This window comes from Streptomyces sp. NPDC039423 (assembly GCF_055598725.1).
Window position 1 is genome coordinate 39,076 of the sequence record NZ_JBVKAH010000007.1, and the last position, 13,351, is coordinate 52,426.

Here is a 13,351-nt window from a genome sequence, read left to right on the forward strand (position 1 = left end):
GCACCACCCGGGCCCCCGGCCGGACGTCCCGGCCGGGGGCCCGGCGCACTGCCCGGAAGCGCCCGCATTTGAGAGGATGTGACGGCGCTCGGCCAGAGGCCGACTTCGGGAAGCGGGGGCGGATGAAGCGCATCGGAGTGACCGGTCACAGGGACATCCCCGAGGAGCTCGACGCCCATGTGCGTGCCGTCGTCCGCGCCGAGGTCGACGCCGCCGCCCGCCGCGCCGCCCGTGGCCCCGGCGGCCCGCTGGAGGCGCTGTCCAGCCTGGCGGCCGGGGCGGACCAGATCTTCGCCGGCATCGCCCTCGACTGCGGCGCCGAGCTGACCGTCGTCATCCCCAGCGGTGACTACGAGGACGGTTTCACCGACCCGGACGAGCTCGCCCGCTACCACTGCCTCCGCAAGCGCGCCACGCGCGAGGTCAGGATGGACTTCGCGCGCTCCACCGACGAGGCGTACTACGCGGCCGGCACCTACATCGCCGACCAGTGCGACCGGCTGATCGCCGTCTGGGACGGCCGCCCCGCCCGCGGCCTCGGCGGCACCGGCGACATCGTCCGCTACGCCCGCGCCCGCGGGAAGCCGGTCACCGTCGTCTGGCGCACGGGCGTCCAACGCGCCTGACCGGCCGGACGCCCGCCCACCGCCCCGCCGGACCGGGCGGCCCACCGCCCGGGGCCCATCAGGCGGCGCGCCGGACCCGGTGGCGCGTCGCCCGGCCCGGGCGTCAGCGGCGGTGCTGGACCAGCCAGTCGGTGTGCTGCGGCGAGACGACGCGCTCGGTCTCGTAGACCGCGGCCGCCCACCGGTCCTCGCCGATCACCGTCTCCATCGCCGTGTGCATCGCCGCCAGGTCCTCCTCCACCAGGGAGTGTGCCGCTATCAGCGGCTGGTGGCGGCGGATCTCGCTCCAGGCGACGCACGCGGCCGCCGCGGCCGACAGGAGTCCCGCCGGCACCGCCGAATCGCCCACCGAGAAGGTCCGCAGCACCCCCAGGAACAGGGCCAGGACCGTGAGCACCGAGATGGTCGCCGACCACAGCGTGGTGGCGCGCCGCGACATCACCGTCTTCCTGTGGTACCAGTTCCGCTGCTCGATCAGACGGTCCCTCACGTACGTTTCCTTGCGTACGCGGAAGGGCTTGTCGCGCAGCATCCGCATGGCCGGGGTGATGAGCTCCGTCCGGTCGTCGGCCGGTGCCGAGGCCCGCGGGTCGGCCCAGCCCACCTTCCGCAGTTCACCGAGCCCGGCCTCCAGCCGGGACAGGAACTCCCCGTCAGGATCGGGGAAATCGGCGTCGAAGGGCGCGCCGTGGACGGCGTACCGCCAGCACATCGACTTGATGAACTCGGCGGCGGATCGGTTCAGTTGCCATTGCGACGACGCGCGGCGCCGTGAGGCCCGTAATGTCGCCAGGAGTACGCCCGCGTACGCCAACGCGCTGAGCGCCGCCGCCAGTTGGAACGTACCCCCGACGCGCCAGCCGCCGGGCACCGCCGCCAGACAGGCGCCCAGGACCAGCAGCCAGAGCTGCGCGCGGGTGTCCTGCACCGCTTCGCGCTGCCGGGCGATGGCTGTCTCGTCCGCCCGGTGGAACAGTGCCGGCAGATCTGCGTTTCGGAAGACCATGCTGTGCAGTGGGCCCTGAAACCCGGTCATGCGCACCCCCGTCTGCGGTTTTGTCTTCACTCTTTCGGTGGAATGGCTTGTTCCGGGCCGATCGGTGAATACTGGCGCAACGCTTTTGTTTCAACCCCTTGCGCTGATTTGCTGTAGGTGGGCATGAGAGTAAAGTCGTGCCGCCGACACTGCAACGGTGCGGTTATCCCCAACCGACCCACTCCCCTAGGACGGCCGTCGTGAGCTTTCCCACCGCAGTAACCTTCGCTGTCGCGAAGAAGAATCGTGTGCCGCTCGCCGAGATCGACGTACGCGGAGCGGCAGCCGCCAAGAAGCTCGGCCGGGTCCTGCCGTCCGTGAGCGACCGTACCGAGCGCGTCCCGACGTTCAACTCGGCGCTCTAAACTGGCGGAATGACTGGACCCCTGGTCCCATTCCGCGAGATCGTCCTGAAGGTCCACAGCAGGTGTGATCTTGCGTGTGACCACTGCTATATCTACGAACACGCTGATCAGAGCTGGCGTACCCGCCCCAAGGCAATCTCTGACCAGGCCATTTCCTGGACAGCTCTGCGACTGGCCGAGCATGCCAAGAAACATGCCCTGCCCTCCGTGTCAGTGATCCTGCACGGAGGGGAGCCTCTGCTGGCAGGGCCCGCGCGTCTGAGGCGCGTCTGTGAGGAACTGACCGCCGCCCTCGCCCCGGTCACCGACCTGGACCTCCGGATCCACACCAACGGCCTCCAGCTCAGCCCCCGCTACCTCGACCTCTTCGACGAGTACGGCGTGAAGGTGGGCATCTCCCTCGACGGTGACAAGGCGGCCAACGACCGCCACCGCCGCTTCGCCGACGGCCGCAGCAGCCACCCCCTCGTCCTCAGGGCCGTCGACCTGCTGCACCAGGACCGCTACCGCCACCTCGACCTCGGTCTGCTCTGCACCATCGACGTGGCCAACGATCCCGTCGCCGTGTACGACGCGCTCACCGCCCTCGCGCCGCCGCGCATCGACTTCCTGCTCCCGCACGCCACCTGGGAGCAGCCGCCGCCCCGCCCGGACGGCTCGCCCACCGCGTACGCCGAGTGGATCCTCGCCGTCTTCGACCGGTGGAACGACCGGGGCAGGCCCGTGCCCGTACGCCTCTTCGCCTCGATTCTGTCGACCCTCGGCGGGGGCCCGAGCCTCACCGAATCCCTGGGCCTGGCCCCCACCGACCTCGTGGTCGTCGAGACCGACGGCACCCTGGAGCAGGTCGACAGCCTGAAGAGCGCCTACGAGGGCGCCGCGGCCACCGGGTTCGACGTGTTCCGCAACACCCTCGACGAGGTCGCCGCCCACCCCGGCGTGCGCGTCCGCCAGCTCGGCCTCGCCGGCGTCGGCGCGACCTGCCGCCGCTGCCCCGTCGTCCGCTCCTGCGGCGGCGGCCTCTACACCCACCGCTACCGGGCGGACAACGGCTTCGACAACCCGTCCGTCTACTGCGCCGACCTCGAAGCGCTGGTCCGCGGCATCGAGGACCGCACCGCCGCCACCACCGCGGCGCCCGCCGTGGCCGACCCGGGCGCGCTCGTCGCCGAACAGCACGACCTGACCCGCGTCCTGCTCGCCGAACTGCACAGCGAGCTCGACGGGCGCGGCGGCGAGCCGTGGGCCGAGGCCTGGGAGCGGGCCGGCGCCGTCGAGCGGTGCTCCGACGGGCTCGACGAGGTGCTCGCCCACCCCTACACGCGCGGCTGGCTCCTCGCCTGCCTGGACGCCCTCCGCGAGGAACGCCCCGGCGCGGCGGACCGGGCGGGGGAACTGGCGCGGTACGTGGCCGCCGCCGCCGTACGGGGGCGGGTCGACGTCCCGGTCCGGATCGCCCACCCGGGCGGCCCGCTGCACCTGCCCACCCTCGGGACGCTCGGCCCCCTGGCGGCCGGTGCCACCGAGGTGCGGGCGGCCGGCGGGGGGCTCGTGGTCCGGGCGGCCGGGGGCGGCGAACTGCGCGTCGAGCGACCGGGGGAGGAGGCGGCCGGCTGGTGGCCGGTGCGGCGGGGCCCGCACGGCGCGGCGCTCGACGACCTCGACCCCTACCGTGACGTCTTCGACGCCCCCGTCGCCGGCCGGCTCGCGCCCGGCGACGCGGCCGGGTGGGCCGGGCGGCTGGACGACGCCTGGGCGCTGCTGCGGGACGCCGTACCGGAACAGGCCGGGGAGGCCGCCGCGAGCCTGACCGTCCTGACGCCCGTCACCGGAACCGGCCCGTCCGTGGGCCGGCACGGCTACGGGGCCCTGGGCCTGCCGCTCGCGGCGGACGGCCCCGAGCTGGCGCGGGCCCTGCTGCGCGGCTTCCGGCGGGCCAAGCTGCGGGCGCTGCTCGACGTCACGGACCTCTACGCCCTGGACGGCGCCTGGCGGCACCCGGCGCCCTGGCGGGAGGAGCCCGTACCGGTCTCCGAACTGCTCGCCGGGGCCTACGAGCGGGCCGGCCTCCCGGCCTCCGGGGAAACCGGTGGCGATCATGCGGAAAGGGCCCTCGACCTGCTGGAAAACGCCGCGGAACTCACCGTGAGCGGCAAACTGCTGGTCACCGGTCTGCGCAAGGAACTGTGCCGATCAAGGGAACGGTCCGGCATGCTGTTGCAGGGATGACCGAAAAGCAACGGTGAATGACTGAACGTCATGGGGGTCGAGCAAAGCCTGCTCCGGAATGATTAATCAGCTCGTATCCTTCTCATCCCGGATGCGAGTGATCACATAGGACGGGGGTCGTGTGCAGGCGTCACCGCAAGCGCGAGCGGCGGACCATCGGCCGTACTTCTTCTTGAGTTACGCCCACACGCCGAGGTACGGATCCGGTGGCCCCGATCCCGACATGTGGGTCGAGCGGCTCTTCCGCGATCTGTGCGGCCATGTGATGGCCATGACGGATCTTCCCGCCGGATCCCCCGCCGGATTCATGGACCGGGAGATCCGCTCCGGCGAGGGCTGGTCGGAACGGCTGGGGGAAGTCCTGGCCACCTGCCGGGTCTTCGTCCCCCTGTTCTCACCCCGCTACTTCGCCAGCGAGATGTGCGGCAAGGAGTGGTACGCGTTCGCCACCCGGGCGATCTACCACCACGCCAAGCACAACAAGCCCGCCGAGGCGATCGTGCCCGCCCTGTGGGTACCCGTACCGCCCGAACAACTCCCCGGACCCGCCGAGCGACTGCAGTTCAACCACCGCGACTTCGGCGACCGCTACGTCACCGACGGACTCTACGGCCTGATCAAACTCCGCATATTCGCCGAGGAGTACGAACGGGCCGTGTACGAACTCGCCAAACGCATCGTCGCCGTCGCCGACAGCGCGGCCATCAGCCCCGGCAGACCCGTCGACTACCGCTCGGCACCCAGCGCCTTCGGCGCCCCCGGCCGCGGCCCCCGGCCCCTGCGGGTCACCGTCGCCGCCCCCAGCCGCCACGACCTCCCCGACGGCCGGGACCCCGACTACTACGGCGACATGCCGCTGGACTGGAACCCGTACCACCCCGACGCCGCCCGGCCGCTCGCCTACGTCACCGAGGACCTGGTCCGCTCGCTCAACTACCAGGCCACCGTCACGTCCTTCGACCACGACGCCGGCCCGCCCGACGCCAAGCAGCCCCCCAGCAGCCCCGAGATCCTGCTCCTCGACCGCTGGGCCCTGAAGGACGACGAACGCCGCGAACGGCTCGCCGCCTTCGACGCCGAACACCGCCCCTGGGTGAGCGTCGTCGTCCCCCGCAACCAGACCGACCACCAGAGCCGGGCGGTGGACGCCGAACTGAACCGGACGCTCGAGGAGACCATGCCCATCAAGATGGGCCAGGGCCGCGCCGCCAGCCGCGCCGCCGCCCGGGGGGTCCCCAGCATGGAGGCCTTCGGCCAGATCCTGCCCCAGGTGGTGGAGGCGGCCGCCCAGCAGTACCTGCGGCACGCCGCCGTCTACCCGCCCGCGGGCGGCCGGCACACCGAACGGCCCCGGCTGCGCGGCCCCATGGCGGGCGAACTGGGCACCACGCACTACATACCCGAGACACACGTCGCGCCCGATGCGGAGGACCTGGATGACAGCCAGTCGTGACGGACGCATCGTCACCTTCTACTCCTACAAGGGTGGTACGGGACGGACGATGGCCCTGGCCAACACGGCCTGGATTCTCGCCGCGAACGGCAAGCGGGTCCTGGCCGTCGACTGGGACCTGGAGGCCCCCGGCCTGCACCGCTTCTTCCACCCCTTCCTCGACCCGTCCACCCTCGGCGCCACCACCGGCGTCATCGACCTGATCACCGAGTACGCCTGGGCCGCCACAAGCCCCGTGCAGCGGCCCGACGACTGGCACCGCGACTACGCCCGCATCCAGCCGCACGCCGTCTCCCTCACCCCCGAGGCACTCGGCTGGGAGTTCCCCGACGGCGGCACCCTCGACTTCGTCTCCGCGGGCAAGCAGAACCGCGAGTACTCCGCCACCGTCTCCACCTTCGACTGGGACAACTTCTACGACCGGCTCGGCGGCGGCCACTTCTTCGACGCGCTGCGCGACGACATGAAGGCCAACTACGACTACGTCCTCATCGACAGCCGCACCGGCCTCAGCGACATCGCCGACATCTGCACCGTCCACCTGCCGGACGCCCTCGTCGACTGCTTCACCCTCAGCGACCAGTCCATGGACGGCGCCGCCGCCGTCGCCCGCCAGATCGACGAACGCTACGGCGGCCGGGGCATCCGCATCTTCCCCGTACCGATGCGGATCGACGAGGGCGAGAAGGAGAAGGCCGACGCGGGCCGGGCGCTGGCACGGCTGAAGTTCGACGGTTTCCCCAGCGGGATGGCCGGGGAGGAACTCGCCTCCTACTGGGGCGCCGTCGAAATCCCGTACCGCCCCTACTACGCCTACGAGGAGACCCTCGCCACCTTCGGCGACGACGCCGGCATCGCCAACTCGCTGCTCTCCGCCTTCGAACGGCTGACCACCGTCGTCACCGACGGGGACGTCACCGCCATGCCGGCGGTCGACGAGGAGGTACGGCTGCGGATCCGCGACGCCTTCACCCGCCGTCGCCCCGCCCTGCCCGCCGACCTGTTCCTGTCGTACGTCGCCGAGAACCGCATGTGGGCCGACTGGATCGAGTCCGTCCTCACCCGGGCCGGGTTCCGCGTCGTCCCCCGCGACGTGTCCGCCGACCCGGCGACCGGCGGCGCCGACGCCCTCCACGCCGCCGAGAACGCCGCCCGCACCGTCGTCCTGCTGTCCAGCGCCTACCTCAAATCGGCCCGCGCCGTCGAGGTGTGGGAGCGCGCCGCCGCCGAGGACCCCGGCGGCGGACGGCGCCACCTGCTGCCGCTGCGCGTCGGCGACGTCCGGCTCACCACCCCGTACATCGACCGCAACCCCGTCGACCTCTTCCGCCTCGACGAGGTCACCGCCACCGGCGCCCTGCTGCGCGCCCTGGACCGGCCGGTCAAGCTCAACGAGGGCGTGCCCCCCGGACCGCGCTTCCCCGGGACCGTGCCCAAGATCTGGAACGCCCCGCCCCGCAACCCCGGCTTCACCGGCCGCTCCGTCGTCCTCGAACGGATGCGTGACCAGCTCGGCGGAGGAATGGCCGTCGTCCTGCCCCAGCCGCAGACCCTCTACGGCCTCGGCGGCGTCGGCAAGACCCAGGTCGCCCTGGAGTACGTCCACCGCTTCATGGCCGACTACGACCTCGTGTGGTGGATGTCCGCCGAACAGACCGACGACGTCATCGCCGGACTCGCCGAACTCGCCGTCCGCCTCGGCGCCCAGGGCGGCGACGACATGGCCGCCGCCTCCCAGGAGGCCATCGACCTGCTGCGCCGCGGCGTGCCGACCAACCGCTGGCTCCTCGTCTTCGACAACGCCGACGACCCCGACGCGCTCAAGCGGTTCTTCCCCACCGGCGGGCACATCCTGGTGACCTCCAGGAACCAGACCTGGTCGCAGTACGGCGACGCCCTGCCCGTCGACGTCTTCCTGCGCGAGGAGTCCGTCGAACACCTCCAGCGCCGCGCCAAGGGCCTCGGCGCCGAGGACGCAGACAAGGTCGCCGAAGCGGTCGGGGACCTGCCGCTCGCCGTCGAACAGGCCGCCGCCTGGATCGCGGAGACGGCCACCCCGGTCGCCGCCTACCTGGAACAGCTCCAGGAAGCCGCCGCCCGCACCCTGGCGCTCAACCAGCCGGCCGGCTACCCCGAACCCGTCGCCGCCACCTGGAACGTCTCCATCGAACGGCTCAAGGAACGCTCACCGGCCGCCGTACGGCTGCTCCAGCTCTGCGCCTTCTTCGCGCCCGAGCCGATCCACGCCAACCTCCTGTACAGCAAGGAGATGATCGAGGCGCTCAAGCCCTACGACGCCTCCCTCCAGGAGAAGCTGGTCCTCGGCCGGGTCATCCGCGAGATCGGCCGGTTCGCCCTCGCCAAGGTCGACCAGGTGTCCAACTCGATCCAGGTGCACCGGCTGGTGCAGGCCGTCATCCGGGCGCAGCTCTCCGAACAGGAGCAGCGGGAAGCCCGCCACGCCGTCCACCGCATCCTCGCCGGCGCCCGGCCGGACGACGACGAACCCATCGACAACCCCGAGACCTGGCCCCGGTTCGCCACCATCTGGCCGCACCTGGGCACCTCCGAGGCCCGGTACTGCAAGGAACCCGAGACCCGCCGGCTGCTCATCGACCGCGTCCGCTACCTCTGGAAGCGCGGCGACTGGCAGACCGCCGGCTCGCTCGCCGAGGACCTGCGCAACGCCTGGCGCGACATGCTCGGCAACGACGACCTCCAGTACCTCTACCTGCGCTTCCACCTCTCCAACATCCTCCGCTCCCAGGGCCGGTACGTGGAGGCCAGGGAGCTCGACGAGGTCACCCTGGAGCGGCAGCGCGCCGTCCTCGGCCGCTCCCACCCCCACACGTACATGACCACCTCCAGCCTCGCCATGGACCTGGGCGCCCTCGGCCAGTACGGCAGGGCCATGGAACTGGCGACCGAGGCGCACGAGGGGTTCAGCCAGATCTTCCACGACTCCCACCCGCGCACCCTGGCCGCCGCCAACAACCTGGCGCTCAACCTGCGCATGGTCGGCCAGTACTCCCGGGCCCGCGAGATCGACCAGGACGTCTTCGACCGGCGCACCGAGGTGCTCGGCCCCGAGCACCCCTACACCCTCTCCTCGGCCACCTCGCTCGCCCGCGACCTGCGGGAGGTCGGACGGTACGAGGACTCCGTGACGCTGCTGGCGCGCACGTACGACAGGTACAAGGAGACCCTGGGCCGCACCTTCCCCGGCACCCTCGCCGCCGGCAAGAGCCTCGCCGTGTCGCTGCGGCGCGCGGGCAAACTGGAGGACGCGCGGCGGCTCACCACCGCCACCCGCAACCGGTACCGCGCCAAGTACACGTACGCGCACCCCGACTCCCTGGCCTGCGACCTGAACCTGGCGGCGGACCTGTTCGCCGCCGGGGAGCCGGTGGCCGCCCGGGACCTGGCCCAGGAGGTCGTCGACCAGTACCGCGAGGTGCCGGGGGAGCGGCACCCGTACACCCTCGCGGCCCTCAACAACCTGGGCATCTACCAGTGGGGCTGCGGGGCGCCGGAGAACGCCGAACAACTGCTCCAGGCCGCCCTCCGGGGCATGCGGGAGGTCCTGGGCGAACGGCACCCGCACGCCCTGTTCTGCACCGTGAACCTCGCCAACGCCAAGGCCGACCTGGGCGAGCTGGACGAGGCCCTGGCGATCGAACAGCGCACCGTGCGCGCCCTGCGCGAGGTCCTGGGCAGCCACCACCCGGAAGTGCTGGGCGTCGTCTCCAACCTGGCGGTCACCCTGGGCGCGCTGGGCCGCAAGGACGAGGCGGCCCTGCTCCGGACCGAGACCGGCGACGAACTCGCCCGCCAACTGGGCGACGACCACGCCCTGACCCGCCTGGCACGGGACGAACGCCGCGTACACCGGGACCTGGAGCCGCTGGCTGTCTGAATTTCTCGGCTCGGTTCGCCTCCGGGGCGCTTGAGTCGGTGTCGACGGTCGATCGTGCTCGACCCCTCGTCCCTCGGGGCCTCCGCGCGTTCTCCCTCTCGACACCCGCCGCGCCCCTTCGGCTCACTCGCCCCTTTTTCCGGGCTCGGTTCGCCTCCGGGGCGCTCGAGCGTGTGCCGACGGTCGATCGTGCTCGGCCCCTCGTTCCTCGGGGCCTCCGCGCGTTCTCCCTTTCGGCACCCGCCGCGCCCCTTCGGCTCACTCGCGCGTGTCCAGCAGCCAGGTGAGGACGCGGGGGAGGGCGTGCAGGGCGTCGAAGTGGGCGGCGGCGGGTTCGAGGACGGCGGTGGCGCCGGGGATGCGTTCGGCGAGCCAGCGGGAGTGGCCGACCGGTGAGAAGACGTCCTGCTCGCCGTGCCAGAGCAGCACCTCGCCGGGGATGTCGGCCGGGTCGAAGCCCCAGGGGCTGCAGAAGGCCAGCGCGTCGTCGATCCAGCCGTACGCCGAGGTGCGCAGCGCCTCCTGGTAGTTGCGCAGCAGCATCGACCGTACGCCCGCGTCCGAGACCACCATGCGGTCCGAGGCGGTCAGCTCCCGCCGCAGGTCGTCCAGGAGCCGGACCGGGTCCTGGCGGATCGCGTCGGCGCGGGGGGTGAGACGGGCGGCGACGCCGTCGGGGTCGAGGGTCGCGTGGGTGTACTCCGTGACGTTCGACGCGGCCATGCCCTCGAACCAGTCCAGCCCGTCCGCGTCCCGGGGCGCCAGCGTCACCAGCGCGGCGGTACGGGTCACCCGGTGCGGCAGCAGGGCCGCGCAGGCCAGCGCGTGCGGGGCGCCGCCGGAGCGGCCCACCACCGCGAACCGCTCCAGGCCGAGCGCGTCCGCGATGTCCGCCACGTCCGAGGCCACGTCCGCGACGCTGCGCCCCGCCAGCCGGTCCGAACCGCCGTAGCCGGGACGGTCGTACGCGATCAGTTGCATGCCGCGCTGGTAGAGCACCATGCCCCGCGGGGCCGGTCCCAGTCTGCTGCCGGGCGTGCCGTGCAGCAGGAAGACCGGACGGCCCTGCGGGTCCCCCAGGCGTTCCACCATCAGATGCCGGCCGTCCGTCGCGCGCACCCGACGTCGCAAGCCCCCCGCCTCCTTCTCCGTCCCCGGAACCTTTGATGATTCCCCATCAGGGTGCCTGTGCGGAGGGCCTTTGTCGCCTGTCGTGACACGCTCGGTGTTCGCAAACGGAACCGGCCGTGATGCCGGGAGTGATGGGTGTGCCGGGGGCGCGGAGTGAAGGTCGCGTGCGCGTCTGGAAGTCGGCCTTGTGTGCTACCGGCCGGTATCGGGATAGTGAGTTGACCATCCTCCGTGTCAGGGCACCCCACTTGTCCCGGCACGGCCCCCCACAGGAGAGGTCGACGTTGTGAAGCACCGACGCATACCCACGAGGCGTGCGGCGATCGCCGGCGGAGCCGCTGCGGCTCTGCTCGGAGCCGGACTCACCTTCCAGACTGCGAACGCCAGCGAGGACGCACCGCGGCCCGCCGTGAAGACGCTGTCGGCCCCCGCGGCGGCGAACCTCGCCGCGGCGCTCGACAGGACGCTCGGCGGTGACGCGGCGGGCGCGTACTACGACGCCGAGGCCAAGGCCCTGGTCGTCAACGTGGTGAACGAGGCCGCGGCCCGGTCCGTGCGCGAGGCCGGCGGCAGGGCGAGACTCGTCGAGCACACGCTGGCCGAGCTGACGAGCGCCCGGCAGACGCTGAAGAGCCGCGCGACGATACCCGGCACGTCCTGGGCCGTCGACCCGGTGAGCAACAAGGTCGTCGTCACGGCCGACCGCACGGTCAAGGGCGCCGACTGGAAGAAGCTCGACCAGGTCGTGAAGGGCCTCGGCTCCAAGGCCGAACTGAAGCGCACGGCCGGGGAGTTCACACCGTTCCTCGCGGGCGGCGACGCCATCCACTCCGGCGGCGGGCGCTGCTCGCTCGGGTTCAACGTGGTCAAGGACGGGGCGCCGCACTTCATCACGGCCGGCCACTGCGGCGAGTCGGGCAGCGAGTGGTCGGACGCGCGGGGCGGGGCGGCGATCGGCACCATGGTCGACTCGCAGTTCCCCGGCAACGACTTCGCGCTGGTCAAGTACGCCGGTGACACCGCGCACCCGAGCGAGGTGAACCTCTACGACGGGAGCGCGCAGGCGATCACCAAGGCGGCCGAGGCGACCGTCGGGATGAAGGTGACCCGCAGCGGCTCGACCACCCAGGTCCACCAGGGCGAGGTCACCGGCCTGAACGCCACCGTGAACTACGGCAGTGGCCAGGTCGTCGAGGGTCTCATCCAGACCGACGTCTGCGCCGAGCCCGGCGACAGCGGCGGCTCGCTCTTCTCGGGCGACGCCGCGGTCGGGCTCACCTCGGGCGGCAGCGGTGACTGCGCCTCGGGCGGTGAGACGTTCTTCCAGCCCGTGACGGAGGCGCTGAGCACCCTCGGCGCGCAGATCGGCTGACATCGGGCGTACCGCACGACAGGGCCCCGGACCCCGGCGACAGCCGGCGGCCCGGGGCCCTTGCCATGTCCCGGACCCTCGCCCCGTCCTGTGTACCCTGCCCGTCCCGGGGCCCTCGCCTCACACGGGGTCCGCGCCGACCGCTTTGCCGTCCTCCCGCCCGTCCCGTCGGCGGACCGCGGACACCACCAGGGTGAGCACGGTGCCGATGACCGCCCAGATCGCGAGGACCTGCATCGCGCCGGAGATCGCGTTGCCCTTGAAGTACGCGATCGAGCGGGCCGCCCAGGTGCCCGCGCCCGGCGGCAGGGCCGGGCCGATCGTCCGCCAGAAGTCGGGCAGCATCGGGCCGGGGAAGGCCCCGCCCGCGCTCGGGTTGCCCGCGATCACGATGAGCAGCACCGCAAGCCCGATGCCCACGATGCCGGTGAGCGCCTGGAGCGCCAGCGTGACCGCGCCGACCGCGAAGACCACCAGGGTGCCCAGGCCCCACAGGGCGAGGACGCTGCCGGGCAGGGCGCCGAGGACCGGGCCGACGATCACCGCGCCGCCGATGCCGCCGAGGAGCGCGGAGAGCGCCAGGACGGCCAGCCGGATGACGGCGCGCTGCGGGTTGGCGGGCCGGGAGCCCGCGCTGATCGCCAGGATCGAGGCGAGCAGGTAGCCGCCCACGCACCACCCCACCGCCAGGTAGAACGCGGACAGCCCGTCGAAGTCCTCGGGGGAGGCGGGAGCCACGTCCACCGTCCGCACCGTACGGCGCTGCGGCTTCTCGACCGCCGTGATGATCGCGTCCAGGGTGGTGGAGAGGACGGTCCCGCCGCCGGAGGCGACCAGCAGGGTGTCGGTCGTGCCCGCCGGGTGGACGACCAGGGCGCCGTCGATCTCCCGCTCCATGATCTGCCGCCGCGCCTCCTCCCGGTCGGTGAGCACGCGGGGGTCGAGCGGGTCGCCGGGAAGCCGCGCCAGCCGTGCGGCGGCCTGGTCGGCGGCCGCCCCCGGTGCCACCACGCCGAAGGGCACGTCCTTGGGCTTCGGGTCGTGCAGCGCGCCCACGTAGGAGGCGATGAACAGGAGCTGGAGGGCGAGCACACCGATCACCAGCAACGCGGCGCGGGGCGTGACGGCGTTCTTGACTTCGGCGGCGAGCTTCATGTCCCCACGCTCCGGGGCCCGCCCCGTTCGCGCAGGTGGGGCGGGCCGAATGGCGGATTCCGGCTCCG

At 72.4% G+C, this 13,351-nt stretch carries 9 protein-coding genes; 6 read left to right on the forward strand and 3 right to left on the reverse strand.

The genetic code is table 11. The features are described 5' to 3' along the window. The first annotated feature begins 122 nt into the window (after nt 1-122). Nucleotides 123-626 carry a hypothetical protein gene (locus ACZ7LK_RS22470; RefSeq protein ID WP_392275746.1) on the forward strand — a complete coding sequence of 168 codons (504 nt, stop codon included), beginning with the start codon at nt 123-125 and terminating at the stop codon, nt 624-626. A 103-nt stretch (nt 627-729) separates the two neighbouring features. On the opposite strand, the gene ACZ7LK_RS22475 is transcribed toward ACZ7LK_RS22470, so the two are convergent. Then, entirely contained in the window at nt 730-1,632 is a 903-nt protein-coding gene (locus tag ACZ7LK_RS22475; RefSeq protein ID WP_392275747.1) for a DUF4231 domain-containing protein, read from the reverse strand. Between the two features lie 230 nt (nt 1,633-1,862). Between ACZ7LK_RS22475 and fxsA the strand changes: the two genes are divergently transcribed. The 4 genes from fxsA to fxsT all read left to right on the forward strand — a co-directional run bounded on the left by fxsA (nt 1,863) and on the right by fxsT (nt 9,625). Next, the gene (gene fxsA / locus ACZ7LK_RS22480; protein ID WP_392275748.1) at nt 1,863-2,027 is read left to right on the forward strand and encodes an FxSxx-COOH cyclophane-containing RiPP peptide; all 165 of its coding nucleotides are present in this window, start codon (nt 1,863-1,865) and stop codon (nt 2,025-2,027) included. Between the two features lie 9 nt (nt 2,028-2,036). Beyond that, entirely contained in the window at nt 2,037-4,256 is a 2,220-nt protein-coding gene (gene fxsBH, locus ACZ7LK_RS22485; protein ID WP_471142915.1) for a radical SAM/SPASM protein FxsBH, inactivated beta-hydroxylase extension form, read from the forward strand. A gap of 121 nt (nt 4,257-4,377) precedes the next feature. Further along, entirely contained in the window at nt 4,378-5,709 is a 1,332-nt protein-coding gene (locus tag ACZ7LK_RS22490; protein ID WP_392275750.1) for a TIR-like protein FxsC, read from the forward strand. After that, nucleotides 5,693-9,625, forward strand: a complete 3,933-nt coding sequence (fxsT, locus tag ACZ7LK_RS22495) for an FxSxx-COOH system tetratricopeptide repeat protein (protein ID WP_471142917.1) — start codon at nt 5,693-5,695, stop codon at nt 9,623-9,625. The genes ACZ7LK_RS22490 and fxsT overlap by 17 nt, the downstream gene beginning before the upstream one ends. 258 nt (nt 9,626-9,883) lie before the next feature. Here the strand turns inward: fxsT and ACZ7LK_RS22500 are convergent, their stop codons facing one another. After that, complete coding sequence (locus ACZ7LK_RS22500) at nt 9,884-10,756, reverse strand: alpha/beta fold hydrolase (RefSeq protein WP_469463882.1); 873 nt, start codon at nt 10,754-10,756, stop codon at nt 9,884-9,886. 286 nt (nt 10,757-11,042) lie between these two features. On the opposite strand from ACZ7LK_RS22500, the gene ACZ7LK_RS22505 reads away from it, so the two are divergent. Beyond that, nucleotides 11,043-12,128, forward strand: a complete 1,086-nt coding sequence (locus ACZ7LK_RS22505; protein WP_471142919.1) for a S1 family peptidase — start codon at nt 11,043-11,045, stop codon at nt 12,126-12,128. Between the two features lie 120 nt (nt 12,129-12,248). Here the strand turns inward: ACZ7LK_RS22505 and ACZ7LK_RS22510 are convergent, their stop codons facing one another. Continuing rightward, nucleotides 12,249-13,283 carry a DUF3533 domain-containing protein gene (locus tag ACZ7LK_RS22510; protein ID WP_471142922.1) on the reverse strand — a complete coding sequence of 345 codons (1,035 nt, stop codon included), beginning with the start codon at nt 13,281-13,283 and terminating at the stop codon, nt 12,249-12,251. Between the last annotated feature and the right edge of the window lie 68 nt (nt 13,284-13,351).

Excerpts from the sequence above, each read along its gene's own strand:
- ACZ7LK_RS22470 (WP_392275746.1), top strand. The coding sequence starts at position 123 with ATGAAGCGCATCGGAGTGACCGGTCACAGGGACATCCCCGAGGAGCTC.
- ACZ7LK_RS22475 (WP_392275747.1), bottom strand. The coding sequence starts at position 1,632 with ATGGTCTTCCGAAACGCAGATCTGCCGGCACTGTTCCACCGGGCGGAC.
- fxsBH (WP_471142915.1), top strand. The coding sequence starts at position 2,037 with ATGACTGGACCCCTGGTCCCATTCCGCGAGATCGTCCTGAAGGTCCAC.
- fxsT (WP_471142917.1), top strand. The coding sequence starts at position 5,693 with ATGACAGCCAGTCGTGACGGACGCATCGTCACCTTCTACTCCTACAAG.
- ACZ7LK_RS22510 (WP_471142922.1), bottom strand. The coding sequence starts at position 13,283 with ATGAAGCTCGCCGCCGAAGTCAAGAACGCCGTCACGCCCCGCGCCGCG.